We start from the raw sequence: 21,500 nt of genomic DNA on the forward strand, positions 1-21,500 counted from the left end.
TTCCACAATAATTAGTTTATACCTTTTCAACTAGTAACAGGATATTCTATATCCTCGGTCCTTTTGGCATCCACTATATAGCTTGCGCATACTGGCACACATGTCTGTCAGTTTTCGCGTTCGCATGAATTCTGCAAGTGCTGCCTGCTCAAAGGGAGGATTTTAAACATCAACGTGTCTGCGCAAGTCGCGCCACTGGTTGTGGAATTTGTGAGGCAAGGGTTGACAATCAAGGTTGAAAGTGAATGGTGGTATCCACTATCTCCGGCGTGCTGCCTATTCGAATCGGCGGACCCCAGGTGCCAAAGCCGCACGAAACAATAATCTGGAAATCTCCCTTACGCAGGTACCCCCAGTCCTGTTCGAATATTCTTTGGGTGATTAGATTATACGGAAACAGCTGCCCGTGGTGGGTATGTCCCGAGAGCTGCAAATCCACGCCCTGCTCCTGCCCTTCCTCTAAATGGGACGGCTGGTGGTCCATTAAAATTACCGGCAAGGAGTGATCCACTCCTTCCATCACCACGGATAACTCCTGGCGGCCCTTACCATTGTAGCGTCCCCCGGCACTTTCGTCCCGGCCCACGATATAAAAGCTCTCGTCCACCTTCACATAATCATCGCGCAGCACTGTTATCCCGGCTTCTTGCAAATGGTGAAACGCTTCTTCCGCATGTCCCCCGATATATTCGTGATTGCCAAACACAGCATATGTGCCATACTTTGGTTTTAGCATGCGCAATACGTCAGGCATCTTTTGCTCGACAAAAGGACCGATATTTTCGTCGATGATATCTCCCGGAAGCAAAACCAGATCCGGATTCTGGCTATTGATCCTGTTTACCAGGTTCATGAGCCTGCCGTTATTAACAATTTTCCCCAGGTGAATATCGGATACCATAACCACATGCAACTGGCTCAAACTCCCCGCCGGCTTCGCAATGTCAATTTCATAATGACGAAGCTGCGGGTTTCTGGAATTCCATGCTCCGTAAATAATAATACCTGCTACCAGTAAAGAAACAGCCAGCCCGGCAGCCGCCGGATGATGTTTCAGGCCTTCCGGCAAAAAACCGAGCCAACGATCAGCCAGACGGATCAGATCGATAACAATCAAAGTGAAAAACAAGTAATTCATAGCGGCCAGCCAGTATGAGCCGACTATAGTAAAGCCGTCGCAGACTGCGGCGGGCAAATACTTTTCGCCTAATCTGCCCGCGAGATATGAAAAAGCCAGCAAGAAGAATAAGAGCCAGTATATTTTCCCGTAGCCGTAAGGAATCAACCTGCCGAAAGCCTGCCATCCGCGCAGTCCGATATAATAATTAACCGCCCCAAAAATCGCAATGAAAACACCGATAAAAATTGCAAATTGTACTTTCATGTATTACTCCTCAAAAAATGCAGCCTAATTACCGTCCTTCCCGCATTAGAGGTCCCGGCAAGCGCTCGTCAGCCTGTATCCGGTTCCCCGCAGCGTTTCGATGAATTCCGGGTTCGACGGGTCTTTTTCAATCTTTTTTCTTATTTTTTGAATATGCACTGCTACTGTTGCCGTATCCCCATAGTTGTCGTCCCCCCAGATGGCTGTCAGAAGATGCTCTTTTGAAAACACCATGTTCGGATGAGAAGCGAGAAACAGCAGAAGCTCGTATTCCTTCGCAGTCATTTGCACTTCCCTGCCGTTGACAGATACCTGGTGGGATGCCGTATTGATTTCCAGCCCCCCGTGGGTGATCACTTCGGTGGATATAACGTTGCCCTTGAGCCGCTCATACCTTTTGATATGGGACTTGATCCTGGCCACCAGTTCACCGGGGCTGAACGGTTCTGTCATATAATCGTCGGCTCCGTACTCCAACCCCCTGATTTTGCTGATATCTTCGCCCTTGGCTGAAACAACCACCACCGGAACATCCAGTCTTTCCCGGACCTCTTTAATTATCTCATATCCGTCCTTGCCGGGCAGCATCAGATCCACAATGACAAGATCATAGTTGCCGGTAAGCGCCCTTTTCAGCCCCCGGGCTCCATCCTGGACGATGTCGGCCTTGAACCCGTTCAACTGGAGATAGTCCCTTTCCAACTCGGCAATATTAAGATCATCCTCAATGATCAAAATGTGTTTCATCGCGGCCACCTTCCCAGCTCAACCGGCGAGCGGAAGCGTGATTGTAAAACATGTGCCCTTGCCTTCCTCGCTTGCAGCCGTAATTTTTCCCCTGTGGACTTCCACCAGTTCCCTGGCAATAGCCAGCCCGAGCCCGGTGCTCGCTAGATCCTTGGTGCGCTCATTATCGATCCGGTAAAACCTCTCGAAAATATGAGGGAGTTTATCAGCGGGGATTCCCGGCCCGTTGTCGCTTAGTTCAATACAGGCGGAGTCACCCTGTATCGATAATACGGCTCTAATAACCAGACTCTCTTCCGGCCCGTATTTCAAAGCATTGCTGATGATGTTCCTGATGGCCTGATGCATTCTCTTGCCGTCCAGGCGAACCGGCAAATCCTTCTCCGTCATGTCAGTGTATTCAAGCCGCACCTGTCTTTCCTCAAGCTCAAGCCTGAATTCTTCCGTCAGGTCAGCCATAAAAGCCCCGATTGGCACACTGGCAAACTGAAAATTCAACTTCTGCATATCCAACTTGGAAAACAGGAAAAGGTCATCTATCAGTCTGTTTACATAAATAATATTCCGGTGGATTATCTGCAAGTATTTATCCTTGTTTTCCGGCGGCACGTCTCCGTAGGATGGCCTCGACATAACCCTGCAGGGAGGTAATGGGCGTCTTCAGGTCATGAGATATGTTGACGACCAGCGTCTTTCTGTTCTCCTCGTATTCAGACTTGATTCTCTCGCTTTCTCCCAGTTTGCGCGCCATTTCGTTGAAAGAAGCAACCAGCAGGCCGATTTCATTCCGCATGTTGCATTCTACCCTGACGTCATAATTGCCCCGCGCAATCTCCTCCACCCCGTTTTTTAGATCCTCAATCGGCTTAAAGACTCTCTTTTGCAGGCGCAGGAGAAACAATACCTGCATTACCTCCCTAACGATCAGCAGCGCCGCGATAAAAAGCACAATTCCCTTTATATCCGCCATTTTAAACAATAAATACAAGCTGTTTAAAACACTCAGCATACACGCCAGCTTGGACAGCTTCCCCTTGAACCCGCAGCACGTCTTAGTGTCGCCCCAGGCTTCCAAGCCACCCTGGTCAGAATGGCGGCCGTGAAAATGAGCAATCATGTGTCTCATTAAACCATGGTGACCGCTACCAGGAGAACAACACCCGTCAAATTCGGTGCTGCTTTCATGCTTCACTTTCTTTCCTTCACAATCCACTTCCAGATTAATCTTTGCCTTCGTCCTGCCATCCGCCATGTTTTTCTCAAATTCTTTATCCAAGCCGAATATTTTGACCTGGTCCTTGCTGCACACTACTTTGAGATTCCCGCTGCAAGACTCCTTGTCTTTCATGGTCATGATTACATCATACAAAAGCTTGATTTTGCTCATAACAATGACCTCCTTGTTTTAATGAGGTCATTGTAGAAAAACTCTTTAAAAAGGCTTTAAATAATTCATAAAATTTTTATAAAAGTGAATAAAAAATTTGTAATTTTCACGGACAAATATTAGTTAATTTCATAACTCCTTGCCAATAAAGGTTTGGCACGTTCGATGTCATCATCAGATATAATGGTAATTTCTAAATCCCCTGTTCCCCAGTGCCCGATATTTCTAACATCACGGGTAAATCCTTCTATTATATTAACAGAACCTGGATTAACCTTGATATAAGCATATATCTTACCAGCTTGAGGGCTAAATTCAATGCAGGCAAAGTTCCTAATGCGTTTGAAAGCAATATAATTCTTGAGTTCCTTTATTTGGACATCATCGCCAAGAGCTAATAAGAAAGCTTTTAACGCCTCGTAGCGATCTTTTATCACTTCGTTTGCTTGGGCCAAATAATAAGTGACTTATACCAAAGCCAGTTCCATTTTATGCTTTCGCTTTTCCCAGTCGGGCATTATCTTTTCCAGTAACTGAAAAAAAGCCGGGCTATGGTCGTGGTATCGCAAGTGACACAATTCATGAGTAACGACATAATCAATGCATTCCTTGGGCGCACGTATCAAATCAGCGTTCAACGTGAGCGTCCCGCTCTTGGACAAGCTCCCCCAGCGCTTTTTCATCCGCCGGATCCGCATTCTTGGCTTAGCTAATAAGTGCTTTCCAAAATGAGGCCAGCAACGCTCGAAGCTCTCACCGAATTTTTCCGCGGCCTTTTCCAAGTACCAGTCTTCAAGCAGCTTTTCAACCTTTTCATAGGCGGGATTCTCTTTGACGGTAACACGGAAATAGCCCCTAGTTAGCTTTATCTCATCCTTATCACCGGTGACTATCTTCAGCCGGTATTGCCTGCCCAGATACAGGTGCGTCTCCCCGCCGATATATTGTCTTTGAGGCGTTCTCGGATTAAACTGCGCAAAATAATCCAGTTGCCTCTTAATCCAGCGGGCGCGTTTAGCAACTATCTTCCGCACTTCTTCGTATTCCGATCCGAGCGGCGCTTTTATCACTACGCTGCCATCCGGATGGACCGCAATTTCCAGGGTTTTTCTGCCGACATAGAAAACGCGGTAACTAATATTCTCTTTGCCATAAGTTAATATGCCGCTATTTAAACTCATTTCAGGCTCCTGTGCCTGGCCACCAGCATTGTTCGCTCAATAATCCCGTCCATCTGGTCAAGGCTGATCGCGATACCCATATTCCCTTTGACCTCATCATATAAATAGTCGTCGATATCGTTAATAGCCTGCTTCCGGGCATCATCATCGTCCCAGAACTGAACCTTCCAATGACGGCTCAATATTTCCTGAACAGCCAAAGCCACATCAGCAGTTATGTCCCCGCATTTACTGTCTTCAAGACAATGTTGCTCAAAAAACGGCTTGAGCACGCCGTAGTAGGCCATGGCGTCTTCGTTCCCGGCCAGTTTGGCGGGAATATCATCATGACGTCTATTAACAATTTTATTCCGCATATCGGAAACCTTTCTCAGGTATTCCAGATCGGAAATACGTTTTGCCCGGAAATCCTCAATGGCCTGCTGAATCAGCTTTGAAAACTTTTCATAAAATGCCGGGTCTTCACCCATCTTTTCGGTAATAACCCGCTTGGTCGCGTGTGCGATGGCATCCGCTTTGGCCGCCGTTGTTTTGCATGCTATATATATGCCCTGCTCTTCCTTCACCTGATTGAACATTTTGTCGTCAAAAATGTTCACCGGCTCATTCAATTGAATGACTTCATTAGCCTGAATGTGCGTGTCAAGCAATTTTTTAATCTTGGGCTCATAATCCCGGTAGTCGATAGTCTCAGCGTAACGGAGCTTTACGGCTGCTTTAAGATTTTGAAACCGCTTCAAGTCAGCCTTGTACCGGCGCAGTTTCGCCTCATCGGTATTCATAATGAAAGACTCGGCAGACAAGGCGATCCCCAATGTTTTGCCGTACTCCGCCAGCCGCTGGTAGAAATCCTCTCTGACGGCAGCATCGGCAAGGAGAACCTCGTAATCTTCCTCATCATAACTGTTTTTGACTTCCTTGAAAAGATCCCAGAGATCGGAGTATCGTTGAGGAAGCTTCTCCACCTCCGCGTTAACCGAGGTCAGGGTGCCGGCCAAATCATTCTCGTCGAATTCTTCAAGCGCGCCATACATGGTGAGGGCTTTATCCAGTTCGCCCAGGATACTCGCATAGTCCACGATGTAACCAAACTCTTTGCCTTCATAAAGGCGGTTCACTCTGGCTATGGCCTGCAGCAGTGCGTGTTCGCGTAAAATGCGGCATAAGTAAATAACCGCGTTGCGCGGAGCGTCAAATCCGGTTAACAACTTGTCGACCACTATCAGGATTTCCGGCTCCGTCCCATGCTTGAATTGATTGATAATTTGCTTGGTGTATTCCTCTTCGCTGCCGTAGCGTTTCATCATCTTCTGCCAGAACTTGACCACCTCGTCCGCCGGCTCGTCGTCTGTCTCCTCATAGCCTTCACGGGTATCCGGCGGGGAAATGACCACATCGGACGACACAAAACCAATTTCATTAAGATACTGGTGATACCTCAACGCGGCAGCCTTATTCGGCCCGACCAGTTGGGCCTTAAATCCCGTTCCCTGCCAGTTAGAACGGAAGTGTTCACTAATGTCAAAAGCACGCATGTAAACGACCTGATCCGCCTTGTTCAGCATCTCGGCCCGGGCATATTTCTTTTTCAGATCCGCCTTCTGCTCTTTGGTCAGCCCTTGCGTATGCCGGTCAAACCATAGGTCAATAGCGGCTTTGTTCTGTTCCATCTCCACATGACGGCCTTCATATAATAAAGGAACAACCGCCCCGTCCTGCACCGCCTGGTTTATGGAATAGTGCGGTTCGACTAAACCGCCGAATTTCGCGAAGTTGTTCTTTTCCTTCTTCATCAAAGGCGTGCCCGTAAAGCCTAGGTAACAGGCATTCGGAAACATCTGACGCATGCGTGCCGAGAATGAGCCGAAGTTGGTACGGTGACTTTCGTCAATCAGCATAAAAATGTCGGCAGACTCGTCCTGATACTTTTTGATATTCATAGCTTTGTCGAACTTGTGAATCAAGGTCGTGATAATACCCGCTTTGCGTTCCGAAACCAAATCCAGCAGATTCCTTCCCGATGTTGCCCGATGCGGCTCAAGGCCGCAGGCGGCAAAGGTGTTCCCCAACTGTTTATCCAAGTCGTCACGGTCAGTCACCAACACGATTCGCGGGTTGGCGATATCCGGATCCAGGGCAAGATTTCTCGTCAGCATTACCATGGTCAACGATTTGCCGGAGCCCTGAGTATGCCATATTATTCCGCCTTTGCGCCTGCCCTGGCCGTCCGGCTGCTTGACACGTTCCAGGGTGGACTTAATGACGAAAAATTGCTGATAACGGGCAATCTTTTTGATTCCGCCGTCAAAAACAGTAAATTTGAAGGCCAGCTCCAACAGGCGCTCCGGTCGGCATAAGCTGTAGAGCGCCTTGTCCTGCTCCGTAACCAGACGTTCGCCTTCAGCCTCCAGGGAATCGAAGAATGGGCGCGCAACAGCGAATTCGCCGCTAAAAAGCTGCCTTTTTCGCTTGTCTGAAAGGGCGGAATTGACCACTCCAACAACGTCCGCCTCTTTATCGCGCTGCTCTTTCCACACGCTCCAGAATTTAGCAGGTGTTCCGGCAGTGGCGTATTGCGCGGCATTTTTATTGATCCCCATTACCAGCTGCGTGTAGATAAATAACTTGGGGATGTATTCGTCGCTCTGATTACGGACGGACTGGGAGACGGCCTGTTCAATTTCGATATTGGGCGATTTACACTCAATTACGGCAAGTGGAATACCATTGACAAAGAGAACGATATCCGGCCGCACAGTTTCCGTGCTGCGGGAACGCTCCGCTCTGAACTCCGCAGTTGCGTGAAACTTGTTGTTCTCCCAGTTGCGCCAGTCGACGTACTTCAAATTAAAGCTTTTTGAATCACCTTCAATAGTCTGTTCCAGAGCCGTGCCCAAGGTGATCAGATCGTATATTGCCTCATTAGTCTTCAGCAGGCCGTCATATTTGACGTTCTTTAATTTCTGGATGGCCGATTGAATGTTCTCCTCGCTGAATAGATATTTGCGCCCTTTGTAGCTGATACGGTTGATCCGCTTGAGTTGGTCACGCAGAACGCCCTCCAGCAGCACATTGCCGTATCTGCCCTGGCGCTCTTTCAAAGCCTGTGCGGGGGTTAGATATTCAAACCCCAGATTCATCAAAAACTGAAGCGCCGGGATCTGGGAAAGGTATTTTTCATTATTTTGAAATCCGTTCACTTGCTCACCTCCGCAAATCAGGATCTTATATCCCGACAGCCTGTCCTCTAAATGCGGAATACGCCGCGAATACTACCGCTATCGATACTCAATATTACTAAACTAAAGTATCACCGCTCATGATTCGATACCTTCACCGGTTTTTACCCGCCACTGACCGGTCAACAGTTTCTGCATCAAGCCGCGTTTCTGCTTGCGGTAGGAGTCCGCCAGTTTTTTTAGAATATTGATTTCCTGCTGTGCAGTGTTTAAGACATCCGCTATTTTCTGCTGCTGTTCAAGGGGAGGGATAGAAAAAGGGATAGCTCCAAAGTCAGTAAAGCTGACAGTTTCTCGTACGCTGCCCTGGGCGCTTTTACGTATGCGTTCTTTGGCTTCATGGGAAGATAACCAGTGCAGGAAAAAGTCAGAGTTGACTATTTTTTCATTGAGTTTGAACACAACATACATCGGACTGAGCACTCCTCGCTCCCAACTGTCCAGACGGGCAATTGATCCGACATTGATTCGGGATGGGTTGTAGGCAAACTGTCCATTTAAAACCATTTTGTAATTACTCAAATCGCTACTGGCAACTCGACGCTCAAACTGTTCTTCAGGGAGTACAAATCCGCTGTGGTTGGTGACGCTAAGTACGAGGTTACATGATCCGTCACGATTACGCTTCGATATCTCTGATGTGAAATCTCGTATTTGGCCACGTTTATTAATATAACTGAAAATAAGATTATTTAACAACCAACTGTACCGCTTTTCCTTTACCTCAATAAGCCGCTCAGTCTTTACAATTGCAATATCAAAGCAAGATAATATCTCGGCAATTTCAATTTGTACTTCTTTTTCAAATAGAGGAATACTTAGAGATTTAACGTCTTCCTGATTAATACTTGCCTGCGCGACGGCTGGCTTTGCTACTATTCTGAAATAGTTTCGTGCTCTTGGAGTTTGTAGAAAGTGTGCCACATATTCAGGTATTACAGAAGATTCTGGCGGTATCCTAAGTCGCATCATGTTTGATTCATAAACGATTGGCTTACATACATTTCTAATCAAGCAACTTTTACCCAAATGGGTAAGACTATTAACTCTATTAATTAATATATCATTCTCTTTCAAAGAAAATCTTTCCACTTCACTATCATCTATATCAACTCTCAATAAATTCTTCGTATTTATCCGGCCTTCATTATCATAATCGTTGATTCTTATTATAAATATTCCCGTACCATACTTTTCTAATGGGGCATAAAGACCATTCTGAAAGCCATCTAAAATCAAATTACCGAGTTTTTGTAAATGGACTGTCATACTCTTATCCCCTTAATTATTTTAGTCATCTTGGCCCGCACACCAGCTAATTCATGTTCCAACTGTTCAATCTCTCGTTGCACGGCATCAATGTCAATTTCCTCTTCTTCCTCAAAAGTGTCAACATAGCGGGGAATATTGAGGTTGAAATCGTTCTCTTTTATTTCCTCAAAGGTAGCCACGTAAGCATATTTATCCACATTCTCCCGTGTTTTATAGACATCCACGATCTTTTGGATATGTTCATCCGAGAGGGTGTTCTGGTTTTTACCCGGCAGGTAATCTTGGCTGGCGTCAATAAAAAGCACATCTTTACGGTTTTCATTTATCCCGCCTTTTTCCCGGCTGCGGTCAAAAATCAGAATAGCCACTGGTATACTGGTGGTCGGGAAAAGATTCCCCGGCAGTCCGACAACGGCGTCCAGCAGATTTTCTTCAATCATGCTCCGCCGGATACGGCCTTCGGCAGCCCCGCGGAAGAGAACGCCGTGCGGCACTACCACAGCCACGCGGCCTTCATTCTTCAGCGCCGCCTCCACCATGTGGCTGATAAAGGCCCAGTCTCCTTTGCTCTTGGGCGGCACCCCGCGCCAGAAACGATTGAAACGGTCGTTTTCCGCTTCGTCGGCGCCCCATTTGTCCAGCGAGAACGGCGGGTTGGCGATTACAATGTTGAATTTCATCAGCCGGTCATTTTCCACCAGCGCCGGGCCGGTGAGCGTATTGCACCACTCGATGCGGGCGCCGTCCGCCCCATGCAGGAACATGTTCATTCGGGCCAGCGCCCAGGTGCTTCCGTTCACCTCCATGCCGAAGAGAGCGAAGTTTCGATCATTCACTTCACGGGCCGCTTCAATTAAAAGGCCGCCGGAACCGCAGGCGGGGTCGCAAATGCGGTCTCCGGGTTTGGGACCGGCCAGCTTGGCCACCAAATCCGACACTTTATGAGGAGTATAAAACTCGCCGGCCTTTTTGCCGGAATCAGACGCAAAGCGTTCAATTAAGTAGATATACGTATTGCCGATGACATCCTCGGAAACCCGGCTGGGCCTCATATCAAGCTGCGGCTTGTGGAAATCCTCCAGCAGCATCTTGAGGCGGCGGTTGCGGTCCTTCGTTTTGCCGAGGTTTGCCTCGCTGTTGAAGTCGATATTGCGAAACACGCCTTCAAGCTTAGCCTTATTGGCCTCTTCAACCGCATCAAGAGCCTCGTTAATCAACTCGCCGATATTGGCCTCGTTGCGCTGTTCATAGAGGTCATAGAAGCTTGCGCCTTTCGGCAAAACAAAGCGCTCACGCTCCAGCTTTCTACGGATACGAATGTCATCATCGCCATACTGCTTGCGATACTCTTCGTAATGATCTTTCCATATATCCGAGATATATTTCAAAAACAGCGTTACCAGTATGTAATCCTTGTACTGCGCGGGATCGACAACGCCACGGAAAGTGTCGCAGGCCGCCCACGCGGCGTTGTTAATGTCCTTCTGATCGATTTTAACGGCTTCCATCTGCTTCAGTCTCCTTTTGCCAGTCTCATTAATGTCGATGAAATATAACAAAATCACTCTTTACCCGAATTCGGAGAAGAGGCGCTGCAACAACCGCCTTCCCAGGATCATCGGTTAGTATGGCGGACGATGTTACTTGCCCGAGAAAACGAAAAAAAAGATCACCGGGTTTAACCAGATGATGGTCCTTGAGCTTTTCCATTTCAACGCGCAGCAAGCCAGTGCAATCCACACGGTTTTCAACTGTCAGATCTTTCATCTGGATCACAGCAAAGGCTCTGTACCCACCGCCTCCATCCGAGGCCTGAATGAATAGCCCATTTGGATTGATACTAACGACTTTAATTTCGTTTTCAAATTCCCACCCACAAAAGTTTGCTGTAATATTCTTACGGACCAATATAATCCAAAGCCGCCTCATTGTAAATTATTTATTTCCGCTGTAATTATATTACTATTTTTTGTTGATGAAGATAGGGCAGTAATAGATTCCCCAAAATTAACAATGGTATCATTTTATTTAACCGCTGGACTTTTACCTAATCATTATTAACGCAAAAAGTACGTAATCTAACCTGGGTTGGGATTTGCATTATAGAAAAATAATGGTACAGCAAAAACTTCCCACTATTAGCTCTTCCGTAATCGTGAACTTTCAATTATTAGCCTAATCCAATGTAGTTGTACTTCCCTGGCTAAATTGTATAATATGCTTTTGATATCTTACCAAAACATATTATTAGGTATAGCAAACGACCTTTCCCTTGCTGTTGGGTTGGTAGAAAATATTACTGTTATAAATAGTACTCCATATGGTATTTAATTGTCCAATAATATCTAACCTATTTTTCACTTAATATATCTATACGCTCTTTAATACCTCTTGCTATTGTTTTCGCATCATATATTCTACCATCTATATATCCATCATAGCTTTTTATTCCATCAACCTGTCCGTCATCCATCTTAATTAACATAATACGTTTATCTTCTCGCTTATTAAGAATTTCTTTTATTGCCCGAAACTCAATTCCACACCAGTCCTTCAGTTGATATTTTTCCCCTATAAATAAAACGAGAAGTTTTGACCTTTTCCCATAAATATCTTGTAATAATAAATCTAAATTTGGCCGTGCCAATTGAGCCAAATAGTTATTATCATAAAAATATGAATTAGGTCCGATTATAGCTTCAATTTCAGCTACTATTGATTCTACAAAAATTCTAACTTCACCTGGAAAAGATAGGGCAACATCAAAATAGTGTTTTGTTATATCCACAGCTTTGGTATCCATTTGCACCCAATATGGTAGTTTTATTTCCCTCGATAAAAGCTCCTTGGCAAGATTAACATTCTTTATGGCCCAATGTGTCCTATTCATCTCCCATGACCCAATATCGAGTTCAAAAGCCATTTCTTTTAATTCTTTGAACGATATAAACTTTTCCAGTTTGATTAATTCATATTCAATCTTAACTTTATCTTTTTTCTTAACAATATCTCTAATCAAACCAAACTTAGGGTCTTGTGCACAATAGTCTTCATAAGCAAAGATGCATGGAAATCGTTTTATTTCGCGAATATTTATTTCAGTTAATTCACTATATTTTTCTTTTACTTCTTGATCTGTGTATTCTCTAACACATCGACTAATGTCCAAAATGAGTGGCTCTCCATTTAGTGCTTCACTATCACCGTAAACAATAAGGCTATAATACATAAACCATACGCTCCTTCACTAAAATAAATAATTCAAAATATAAGAATAGTAAACAATCAGTATGTTTTATTCATTAAATTCTTCTTTCAAATTCACTCTTATCACCATTTTTGTTTAAATAATAAATAGTATTCTTATGACTTTTAGCCATTTGGTTGCTTTGAACTTTCCTTCATATTCATTGTCTATAAAATGGTTTCTCAATAACAACGAAATATTTTAAACTTACCCCACTAGTTAGCCTAACTCATAACTTTTTTCTTGTCTTGCGCTCTTGATACGTATCCCACATGAAATGTACTGCTGTCACCGATGCTCCAACTGCTAAATTAGCATACCTTGGTGGCAGTGGCTGGAAGTTTTTATTCTTACCGTGACCATCACCATAGAGATTTCTGAGTTCCGACATTCCCTGAGAGATATTAGCCAAGTTACCTAATATTCTGCCGGCTATATCTTTACCTTTGACGCCGTCTGGAACTTTTTTAGGACTTAAATCAATACTTTCACAGGCAACTTTCATTAGTTGAATTAAGTCAAGTTCGGTTGAATACATAATGCCTTTCTCATCTAAGATTGTTTTACAGCATATTTCAAGTAGCTCTTTTGCTTTACCGATTGCTGAATGGGGTGCCGTTTCAATTAATCTATACATTAAATCTACTTGTGTATCCACATATTCTGAATTAAAGTTGATTTTAATTTCAGACATTTGCCTTTCTACAACTTTTAGAGAAGACTTTATAATTTTCCAGTCATAGACACTTCGTCCAGAGATATAGGATTTCACATATAGTTCGTATCCATCGAATTTTAAAAGCTCGTTAAATTTCTCAAGATAGTGTTTCCAAGGCTGCTTTTCATCCCTAACAGCCGGATGAAACATTTCACACAAAAAATTCAATAACGTTTTATCTTCACCATTTTCCAAATTAAAAGGTTTATAATCTAAAAACCAAAAAGGGTCTTGCCAATCATCGTTATTTACAGTATGCTGCCAAATATCTCCTTCAGCGTTCTTAAATCTTCTATCTGTTGATGGTGTTTTTTTTAAATCAAAAACTCTATCTAAAAATTTAAGCTCGTCCAATTTCCCGCAAAAAGTCATTCGAATATGTACTGATTGTTCATCAATATATTCACGTTCATAAGTAGAATCGTATCTAACTACTTCTTCAATGATATCAAATCCATTCTTAATGCAATCAAAAATTTCCATTCTTGTTACATCCGTAATATTCTTCATAAATCTTCATCCTTATCTATCTTGATAAAATTAGATACAGACAATACTAATCTATTAGCATACCATATTTGTTATTAAGTTTAAGGAACATCTTTAATTCAGGATTAATTGTATTAATATATTTATCTATAAACTCATGGATAAACGGAGCTATCCAATATTGACTATCTTCGGGAGGCTCTACATCCATATCAAGATGATCTACATAGTCAGTAGATCCAATAAAAGTCGAATCTATTAATATTAGAAATACAACGAAAACAGAAGTAATGAACTCAAGCCTTGAAGTTATTTCTTTAAAGCAATTTTTGACATCCGGAGAATTAATAGTGATCAGATTATGTCGAGTGTATGTTCTTCCATTATTATGAGTATAATCATTTAATTTCTGCCGAATCTTTTCCCAATTCTTTTCCAGGTTATAATTCACAATAATCTCATTTATTGAAGCATTGGTCTTAAGATATGTCATATAGTTTTCGAAGGATAAGTTTCGTTTTTGTGACCATGTAAGGTTATTTACATTGTCATCAAACCAAGCATCAACACATCTATCATTACAATTTTTTGCATTGCCACTTACCGCTATATTAATTGTTAATTCTATAATCGTTATCCACTTGTCTATATCTATGCCATCTCCAACGGCTTCTCTAATTTGTTCTTCGGATAAATACTGACGGTTATTTAAAACCCCCAAAATAAATAAAAACAGTATTAAGTCATCTCTGTATTTTCTTGTTAATGCATTTGCATCACTAAAGTTGCCATAAATACAACATGATTTTATACTAACTAGTGTTCTAATAGCTGAATCAATTAACTCTGTCTGAAGAATGTGCATCTTTGTTCCGGATATGCAAGTTATTATCTTTCCATTTTCGAAAATCAAAGTTGAAAGAGAATCAAGAAAATCCATTAATTTTTCAATTTTAAACTTAAAATTTTTATAATATTGAGATTCACTTATCAAATCCCTGTTTTGTTCCAAGTCAGATAATATATGTACATCATCCATTTTCGCCCTCTCCTTTGGGTATAAAGGCTTTACTATTGTTATATCAAGGAGGATTTCCAACTTCCCATTATAGACATCATCAACATTAGAATATCCCTAAAAAACTCCCATAACAATAAGCATGCCATCTCGGCTTAGCCACCAGTACCCAGCCCATTGCGAACATTTGCTGATGATCTCCGGAAAGAGTGCTACCTATCCTGAAAATAATAATTTTCATCTTTCTGATGGTGCCGCTTCAGCGGCATGTATGTCTAACTCAATAAGATAAAAATTCTTGCTGCGTTAAAATAATCGTCCGGCGGTTTTTCTTTAAGCTTTCAAGAATTTCCGGGGTATTGGCGCGGAATTCAGTTGCCGGCTGAATATCATTGGAAAGACCTTTAAAAGATCTGCAACAATCTTTAAAAGGTCTTACCGTCAGGAAACCGGGCGGATGAATGTAGCTTTTAGGCGCTCTTATCCAAATTCCCCCGGATTGTTATGCATGATCATCGACTTTTTCTTGCTAAGCTCATCATCCAGCTCCATATAATCGGTATCGTCATCAATATCCGTTATAAATTCTTTTTTCGCTTTTTTAGGGTGTGTTTCTGATAATTGGCTATACAGATATTCGGCGCTTAATCGTCCACTAACGCGGACTTCATTATACTCGCCATTTAACTCTTGCACCTTTTGATCCAAAAATGTTGTGCAGCCCTTTCCCCCACTGCATGGTGTGAACCATTGATGAATCTCTACTAAGGCCAGAACATCATCCCCGAATTTTTTATCATCAGCCATATCTGTTTTCAATGGACCTTCCGCATCAGACATGAATTGTCGTTCTACATGTCCGACATCCTTTTTTCCTTCTTTGGGATCGTACGGACCATAAACTTTTGATTCTTTATAGTTTCCTTCTTTATCTATTACCGAATATCCCCCCACCAGTTGGTTTACCCCCACACGTCTAGTGTGGCATTCATGAATGGGAACTTCATATTCCCCCCACGATGCTTTAAGATTTTCTCCCCAGAACCAAGGTAGCATATCTGGTATCTTAACTAATTTACCCCGTTTCATTTGCGCTGTTTCCGCTCTGCTACCCATCACACCGGACTCATTTTCCAGCGCAGGTTCATCATTTACCGGCAGTTCCGCCGCCTGTGCCGTCGCCTGCACAGTTTGGCTAATGGCATTATCCGGCAGCATATCTGTCTCATCTTCTTCAGATTCCATTCTCTGAATTGGCGGGCCGGCAGGCTGTTGCTGCAAATGAAATTTTAGCAGTTGAATAACCGCACTGTTGCCGATTGTTCTTTGAAGTTGCAGTATATTTTCTTGATTGCTTAAAAAGCCAGGGAGTAAGCCCCTCTGCTCAGTATTATGCTTAGAGGTTTTTGTTTTATCATGTTGTTTCCCGGAAATATCATGATTATTGCCGTTCGTTTTGGGCGTTTTAGTAAACATTAGCCCCTCCATGAGAATAATTAGATCGAATAATTTGTCTAATTATGTCGAAGCGCATAAAAATAACAACGACCGCCGTAATAATCACAGCGGTCAACCGGCACATTATTATGTTTTGTTTATATTTCGATAATAAATTACATTTTCCTTCTCATGGTTACACATTTGAATTAATTACGTTATTGCCCTGCATCCGGACCATGACGGATAGCTTAAATTTTGAATACTATCGAAATCTACCGCGCCAACCACCCGTAATCCTGCCTACAATCCACGATATAGTCAACATATACCGTCCGATCCTTAATCTGATACAGAATGAGATACCACTTCTCTGCGAACATCTTGTGATATTTATTGAGCGGTATAAATTCAGCGTTCAGAAACGGGAAACGCTCCGGCATTTGATGCAGGGAAAGGATGGTTTCCATAAGATCGTTTTTCATTCTGCGGGCGGCGGGGCTTTTCTGCGCCAGAAAACGGACATGGCCCGCCAGCATCTTTAGCTACTCCTGTGTTAGATGAAATCAAAGAAATTAACGAGGGTGACTGTGTTGAACTTGGAGTTATACTTATAGAGCCTGAACTTGAGCAGGTTATGCTGGCGGCAGAGAAAAAAAGGTCTCTTATCTTTTCAAGACAATTTATGTTTAATTCTTGCTAAAGAATATGGTCGGACGTGTGTAACGAATGACAAACTACTAAGGCAAAAGTGTGATGCTGAAGGCATACCGCTGATTTGGGGGATTGAACTAATTTGTATATTAGTGGAATCTGGCGGACTGCCCGTTAAACATGCAGAGGATATTATACTAAAAATACAAAAAATTAATCATAAATATATCACAGATAATATTGTGGAAAAAGCATTTATGAGACTAGGGTTACTTCCTGAATATCCCTAAAGATTCTCGCAACTATAAGCGGTGCCAGTTCCATGATTAGCATTAGCATCTATTATTTTGCTTTTTAAGCTTTTTAAAAAAGCTTCTCCGTCTACCACCTGCCCAGACTCAATATCCCGCAACCCTGCCACAAGCCCTTTCATAAAACGCAATTCCTCCAGTTTTCGCTGATACTCTTCCACGGATTCAAGCACGGCCGCCGGCCTGCCATGCTGCGTTAAAATAATCGTCCGGCGGTTTTTCTTTAAGCTTTCAAGAATTTCAGAGGTATTGGCGCGAAATTCGGTAACCGGCTGAATATCAGTGGTTAAATCAAGGGGCTCCATATTCTTTCCCCCTAAATCTTTTAAGTTAATTATAAAAGACTTTTAAAAGACATGCAATAACCCTTAAAAGGTCTTGCCGTCATTTACATACCACATATCCAATTGCCTGCCGGAACACTTTTAACAGCTGACGGTCAAATTTTTTATAAATTTAAATATATTTATTGACTTCTAGTATGCTTAAAGGTGTAGTATTCTAATGTAATGTATTACGAACAACAAAAACGGGGGGGAATTAATTATGTTTAATTTTGATTTTTACAACCCGACACATATTGTATTCGGTAAAGACAGGCTTGGAGAGCTTGATAGACTTGTGCCTGCTAACGCAAAGGTATTGGTGACTTATGGCGGCGGCAGCGTTAAAAAGTTTGGGATACTTGACAGGGTCAAGGCTTCTTTGGGAGGCCGGGAGGTATATGAGTTCGAAGGAATAGAGCCAAATCCCAAATATAAAACATTAATAAAAGCATTGGAGGCTGTTCGTAATAACAATATCGATTTTCTACTTGCGGTAGGTGGCGGCTCTGTTATAGATGGAACAAAATTCATCGCAGTTGCGGCTCCATACGAGGAAGAACCTTCAAATCTCCTTAAATTTGGTATGAATCCGAATAAAAAGATTAAAAAAGCAATACCGCTTGGTACAGTGGTGACCTTACCGGCCACCGGATCGGAGATGAACAGTGGTTGTGTCATAAGTTATGAGGACGGGAAATTCGTACTTATGAATGAGTTGCTATTTCCCAGGTTTTCAATATTAGACCCTACCCTCACATACACACTGCCTCAAGATCAAGTTGCGAATGGAATTGTTGACGCGTTTATTCATACAGTTGAACAGTATGTTACATTTCCCGCTGAAGGCAGATTCCAGGACCGTACGGCGGAAGGGATTCTACAGACTCTAATCGAGATTGGGAAAAAGACCATTGGCAATCCAACCGATTACGATGCGAGGGCCAATCTTGCCTGGTGCGCGACCATGGCTCTGAATGGATTGATTGGCGCGGGTGTTCCACAAGACTGGAGCGCTCACATAATCGGACATGAATTAACAGCCATGTTTGGGATTGATCATGGTAAAACACTGGCTATATTGCTGCCATCTGTATGGAATGTGCAGAAAGAACAAAAACATGCGAAATTATTACAATATGCGGAACGTGTCTGGAATATAACTAATGGTGATGAAACGTCCCGTGTAGATTTAGCAATTAGCAAGACTCGTGATTTTTTTGAAGACTTGGGTATTAAAACACATTTGGCCGATTACAATGTTACCGCTGACAAAATTGATGATATTGTAAAAGCTTTGGAGAGACATGGCAAGACAGCATTGTCTGAAACACGAAAGGTAACATTAGCGGTAAGTCGTCAAATTTTAGAAGGCGCGATGTAAAGGAGTGTATCTCTCTTACCCCTCCCCTATCATCCATCGGCCTAACCATTGCCGTGTTGTCTTTCGAACTTAGACTTTCGATCCAAATTGGTGAACCATTATGTAGCACAGTAATGGTCTCGTCCGCATGCAATATTTGCCGTGCCCTTTGAATATCCATTATCATCCCTAATCTTTGGTTTTTATTGAATAATTCCCTCCCCAAAAAGGAATTAATACACCTTGTTCGCTTATACAAACCTGCAAGCAAAAACCAGAGTCTATATTCAATATCTATAATTTCAGATTGAAAGAAGAAGGAGCCTGGATGCCTGCTGAAGTGGAACAATACTTTTTCATCTTTACTGACTCCCTGAACCGCAAGATTGAGCAAAACGTGTCTGAAATTATATTTTTGTCCTATACGGCCGGAATATACCACACGTTTTAAACTCTTTGATTGCTGAGGTAGCAAGATGATAAACTTGTTAACCGGATTGGCGGCGGGATTCTTCGGAGGGCTTGTCGGCCTCGGCGGTGGGGTGATAATGATCCCTCTGATGGCAGTCATCCTGAAAATGGGCCAGCTAAAGGCCCACGGCACAAGCCTTGTATCGCTGGTATTCACCGGAATATCGGGAGCTTTCACCTATGCCTTAAATAGTTCGGTGGATATTACGGCCTCAATCCTTTTGGCGTCAACCGCCATATTCACCGCCAGGGCGGGCGCGCGCTTCGCCAATGCCCTAACAAAATGGAAACTCAAGAGATCCTTTTAAGCCTTTCCATGCTCCCCGGGTTGAATTTCCAGATGTCGCGGTATGCCATGTCCAACAGAAATATCTCATTTCCTTTTATCCTAAAATTTAATATTGCGACATGTTATGACAAATTATCGATATCTATTGAAGTATAATAGACTTAAACCTAAAAAGACGGGGGGACAGAATATGAGTCAAAAAGATCAATTACATAATAACAATAAAACAACGTCGGAACATCGCCTGCCCGTGTCAGGCTTCGATAATTCAAGCAATACGTTTCAACAGGCGCACCCCGCCGTGATTATCCAGCGAGCCATGTCTGCCCCCGGTTCGCTGTCTCCAGCAACTTCAGCGCTCAATTGGCAATCAGGCGGTAGCCGGGCTCTTGATGGCGGCAACCCGGGGAATTCAATCTGGTCCTATCCAGATGAAGGCTGTTGACGACGAGAAAGACATACAGTTGAAAAGCGATCCATTAAATAAAACTCCACAAGCAGAGAATTCATTGCTTCCAAAAAATACTAATAACACAGGAATGCCTGAAGATATACAAGCAAAAATGGAAAGTGCATTAAATACGGGCTTTTCAGAAGTAAGGGTTCATCCCAATTCCCAAAAGGCAACTGATCTAGGTGCGTTAGCCTATACACGAGGCAATGACATATATTTCGCGCCAGGTAAATATGAGCCCGGCAGCCGGGCGGAATGATGCCGCCTTCAGTTTTTGCTATCATTCCACGGCGCCACACAAATGCCTGGCGTCTCCGATTATTCTGGATGTGGTGCTGGCCGTTGTATTCCTTGGTTCCTTGCTTTTCGGCAGGCCCCTGGTTCAGATATTCGCGGAATACGAGATGAAGGATGCCTTTCCGCAAGCATTGCGCGCGCACCCCAAATATGCTTATTTGAATAATATTCTCATAAACGTAAAGCAATCCGGATCGGCATGTTTACGCAGCTTCCCTAAATCTATTGTACTTCAACCAACTCAGCGACGGGCACCTCTCTTACCTCTCCCGTGTCTTCTATCGGCCAAACCATTACTGTGTTGTTTTTCGAACTTAAACTTTTGATCCAAATTGGTGAACCATTATGCAGTACGGTAACGGTCTCGTCAGCAGACAATATCTGCCGTGCTCTTTGCATATCCACTATGATCCCTCAAATCTTTTGTTCTTGTTGAATAATTTTTCCCCAAAAAAAGAATTAATACACCCTATTCGCCGAAGAAGCGGAGGGACGTTCTTTCTCGCTCCCGCTTGTTCAGGCCTTGAACTATGTTTACCGTGATATACCAAGGATTTAAGAGACCAACTCTTTCATTTGAGAAAGTTGAGTTTGCCAATTAAATCTTAATTGAATATATTTTTTATCGCGGGGAACCATTAAGTTTGTAATGAAATCTCAAATACGAGGAGGAAACGCAATGACAGTCGGCTCCCAGGTAAAGCAGACATTATCCGGCCTAAAAAGCGCCCAGGCCAGTCTGGAATCCTTTGCTCTCCAGACACAAAACCAACAGGCAAAACAGCTTTACACCAATGCCGCTCAGCAAACAAAATCCATTATTGACACTCTGGAGCCAAGGATTAATGACATCGAAAACCAAGAACCCCAGTATAAAGGATTTTAACGCTGCGGGTATCCCACACCAGACCGGATCAGAGGATCCGGTCTGGGTTTTTGGGTTTAATTTCATTTTTACATACAGAATATTGTAAAGCGAGAGAGGTAAATTAAGTATGACAATAAGTGCGCAGGTCAGGCAAACCCTGGCCAGCCTTAAGGGCGTTCAGGCCACATTGGAAACCTTCGCTTCATCCGAGGAAAACCAGGAAGCGAAGGCTATACTACGTCGAAATACGCAACGAATTAACCATGTTGTAAGGGATATGGAAAAAAGACTCAGTGTTTTGGAATTTGAAGAGCCGCAATATAAAGGCTTCTAGCAATCACATTATTAAGG

23 protein-coding genes and 2 pseudogenes are annotated in these 21,500 nt (G+C 43.2%); 7 read left to right on the plus strand and 18 right to left on the minus strand.

The genetic code is table 11. The features are described from left to right. Window positions 1–229 precede the first annotated feature (229 nt). From L9W92_RS04615 to L9W92_RS04685, 15 genes are all read right to left on the minus strand, one after another. A complete protein-coding gene (locus tag L9W92_RS04615) occupies window positions 230–1,384 on the minus strand; it encodes a metallophosphoesterase (protein ID WP_240082580.1) in 1,155 nt (384 codons plus the stop codon). Window positions 1,385–1,429: 45 nt separating this feature from the next. Further along, window positions 1,430–2,131 (minus strand): response regulator transcription factor, encoded by a 702-nt coding sequence (locus L9W92_RS04620; RefSeq protein WP_240082581.1) that lies wholly within the window; start codon window positions 2,129–2,131, stop codon window positions 1,430–1,432. 18 nt (window positions 2,132–2,149) lie between these two features. Further along, window positions 2,150–2,764 (minus strand): sensor histidine kinase, encoded by a 615-nt coding sequence (locus L9W92_RS04625; protein WP_240082582.1) that lies wholly within the window; start codon window positions 2,762–2,764, stop codon window positions 2,150–2,152. After that, the gene (locus tag L9W92_RS04630; protein ID WP_240082583.1) at window positions 2,718–3,518 is read right to left on the minus strand and encodes a HAMP domain-containing protein; all 801 of its coding nucleotides are present in this window, start codon (window positions 3,516–3,518) and stop codon (window positions 2,718–2,720) included. Before L9W92_RS04630 ends, L9W92_RS04625 begins: the two co-directional genes overlap by 47 nt. 119 nt (window positions 3,519–3,637) lie before the next feature. Beyond that, complete coding sequence (locus tag L9W92_RS04635; RefSeq protein ID WP_240082584.1) at window positions 3,638–3,973, minus strand: DUF5655 domain-containing protein; 336 nt, start codon at window positions 3,971–3,973, stop codon at window positions 3,638–3,640. A gap of 12 nt (window positions 3,974–3,985) precedes the next feature. Then, window positions 3,986–4,699: a M48 family metallopeptidase gene (locus L9W92_RS04640; RefSeq protein ID WP_240082585.1), complete on the minus strand. Its 714-nt coding sequence runs from the start codon at window positions 4,697–4,699 to the stop codon at window positions 3,986–3,988. Further along, window positions 4,696–7,899 carry a type I restriction endonuclease subunit R gene (locus L9W92_RS04645; RefSeq protein ID WP_240082586.1) on the minus strand — a complete coding sequence of 1,068 codons (3,204 nt, stop codon included), beginning with the start codon at window positions 7,897–7,899 and terminating at the stop codon, window positions 4,696–4,698. The genes L9W92_RS04640 and L9W92_RS04645 overlap by 4 nt, the downstream gene beginning before the upstream one ends. A gap of 117 nt (window positions 7,900–8,016) precedes the next feature. Beyond that, window positions 8,017–9,207 (minus strand): restriction endonuclease subunit S, encoded by a 1,191-nt coding sequence (locus tag L9W92_RS04650; RefSeq protein WP_240082587.1) that lies wholly within the window; start codon window positions 9,205–9,207, stop codon window positions 8,017–8,019. Further along, window positions 9,204–10,718, minus strand: coding sequence for a type I restriction-modification system subunit M (locus L9W92_RS04655; RefSeq protein ID WP_240082588.1), 1,515 nt, complete (start codon window positions 10,716–10,718; stop codon window positions 9,204–9,206). Before L9W92_RS04655 ends, L9W92_RS04650 begins: the two co-directional genes overlap by 4 nt. Before the next feature lie 28 nt (window positions 10,719–10,746). Next, on the minus strand, window positions 10,747–10,977 hold the full coding sequence (locus tag L9W92_RS04660; RefSeq protein ID WP_240082589.1) for a hypothetical protein: 231 nt from the start codon (window positions 10,975–10,977) through the stop codon (window positions 10,747–10,749). A gap of 583 nt (window positions 10,978–11,560) precedes the next feature. Then, window positions 11,561–12,439, minus strand: coding sequence for a hypothetical protein (locus L9W92_RS04665; RefSeq protein WP_240082590.1), 879 nt, complete (start codon window positions 12,437–12,439; stop codon window positions 11,561–11,563). A gap of 247 nt (window positions 12,440–12,686) precedes the next feature. Beyond that, a complete protein-coding gene (locus L9W92_RS04670) occupies window positions 12,687–13,685 on the minus strand; it encodes an abortive infection family protein (protein WP_240082591.1) in 999 nt (332 codons plus the stop codon). Window positions 13,686–13,731: 46 nt separating this feature from the next. Then, window positions 13,732–14,703 (minus strand): hypothetical protein, encoded by a 972-nt coding sequence (locus L9W92_RS04675; RefSeq protein WP_240082592.1) that lies wholly within the window; start codon window positions 14,701–14,703, stop codon window positions 13,732–13,734. Between the two features lie 459 nt (window positions 14,704–15,162). Further along, window positions 15,163–16,158, minus strand: a complete 996-nt coding sequence (locus L9W92_RS04680) for a hypothetical protein (RefSeq protein WP_240082593.1) — start codon at window positions 16,156–16,158, stop codon at window positions 15,163–15,165. A gap of 236 nt (window positions 16,159–16,394) precedes the next feature. Beyond that, window positions 16,395–16,658: a type II toxin-antitoxin system RelE/ParE family toxin gene (locus tag L9W92_RS04685; protein ID WP_240082594.1), complete on the minus strand. Its 264-nt coding sequence runs from the start codon at window positions 16,656–16,658 to the stop codon at window positions 16,395–16,397. A gap of 14 nt (window positions 16,659–16,672) precedes the next feature. On the opposite strand from L9W92_RS04685, the gene L9W92_RS04690 reads away from it, so the two are divergent. Beyond that, on the plus strand, window positions 16,673–16,822 hold the full coding sequence (locus L9W92_RS04690; RefSeq protein WP_240082595.1) for a hypothetical protein: 150 nt from the start codon (window positions 16,673–16,675) through the stop codon (window positions 16,820–16,822). Between the two features lie 237 nt (window positions 16,823–17,059). On the opposite strand, the gene L9W92_RS04695 is transcribed toward L9W92_RS04690, so the two are convergent. Then, window positions 17,060–17,389 (minus strand): type II toxin-antitoxin system Phd/YefM family antitoxin, encoded by a 330-nt coding sequence (locus L9W92_RS04695; RefSeq protein ID WP_240082596.1) that lies wholly within the window; start codon window positions 17,387–17,389, stop codon window positions 17,060–17,062. A gap of 241 nt (window positions 17,390–17,630) precedes the next feature. Between L9W92_RS04695 and L9W92_RS04700 the strand changes: the two genes are divergently transcribed. Then, the gene (locus L9W92_RS04700; RefSeq protein ID WP_240082597.1) at window positions 17,631–18,791 is read left to right on the plus strand and encodes an iron-containing alcohol dehydrogenase; all 1,161 of its coding nucleotides are present in this window, start codon (window positions 17,631–17,633) and stop codon (window positions 18,789–18,791) included. A 34-nt stretch (window positions 18,792–18,825) separates the two neighbouring features. Here the strand turns inward: L9W92_RS04700 and L9W92_RS19280 are convergent. Continuing rightward, window positions 18,826–19,341, minus strand: a pseudogene (locus L9W92_RS19280) (H-type small acid-soluble spore protein); the annotation flags it as partial. On the opposite strand from L9W92_RS19280, the pseudogene L9W92_RS04705 reads away from it, so the two are divergent. The 3 genes and pseudogenes from L9W92_RS04705 to L9W92_RS04715 form a co-directional block, all read left to right on the plus strand. Further along, window positions 19,247–19,546 (plus strand): annotated as a pseudogene (locus L9W92_RS04705) (TSUP family transporter); the annotation flags it as partial. The pseudogenes L9W92_RS19280 and L9W92_RS04705 overlap by 95 nt on opposite strands. A gap of 174 nt (window positions 19,547–19,720) precedes the next feature. Continuing rightward, entirely contained in the window at window positions 19,721–19,975 is a 255-nt protein-coding gene (locus tag L9W92_RS04710; RefSeq protein ID WP_240082598.1) for a hypothetical protein, read from the plus strand. Beyond that, on the plus strand, window positions 19,962–20,243 hold the full coding sequence (locus L9W92_RS04715) for an eCIS core domain-containing protein (protein WP_240082599.1): 282 nt from the start codon (window positions 19,962–19,964) through the stop codon (window positions 20,241–20,243). Before L9W92_RS04710 ends, L9W92_RS04715 begins: the two co-directional genes overlap by 14 nt. 260 nt (window positions 20,244–20,503) lie before the next feature. Here L9W92_RS04715 and L9W92_RS04720 read toward each other — a convergent pair whose 3' ends face one another. Next, window positions 20,504–20,680: an H-type small acid-soluble spore protein gene (locus L9W92_RS04720; protein ID WP_240082682.1), complete on the minus strand. Its 177-nt coding sequence runs from the start codon at window positions 20,678–20,680 to the stop codon at window positions 20,504–20,506. A 280-nt stretch (window positions 20,681–20,960) separates the two neighbouring features. Between L9W92_RS04720 and L9W92_RS04725 the strand changes: the two genes are divergently transcribed. Beyond that, window positions 20,961–21,167, plus strand: a complete 207-nt coding sequence (locus tag L9W92_RS04725; protein ID WP_240082600.1) for a DUF1657 domain-containing protein — start codon at window positions 20,961–20,963, stop codon at window positions 21,165–21,167. A 109-nt stretch (window positions 21,168–21,276) separates the two neighbouring features. Continuing rightward, the gene (locus L9W92_RS04730) at window positions 21,277–21,483 is read left to right on the plus strand and encodes a DUF1657 domain-containing protein (RefSeq protein WP_240082601.1); all 207 of its coding nucleotides are present in this window, start codon (window positions 21,277–21,279) and stop codon (window positions 21,481–21,483) included. Window positions 21,484–21,500: the final 17 nt, after the last annotated feature.

Origin of the sequence: Pelotomaculum terephthalicicum JT (assembly GCF_022410535.1) — a bacterium.
GTDB lineage: Bacteria > Bacillota > Desulfotomaculia > Desulfotomaculales > Pelotomaculaceae > Pelotomaculum_D > Pelotomaculum_D terephthalicicum.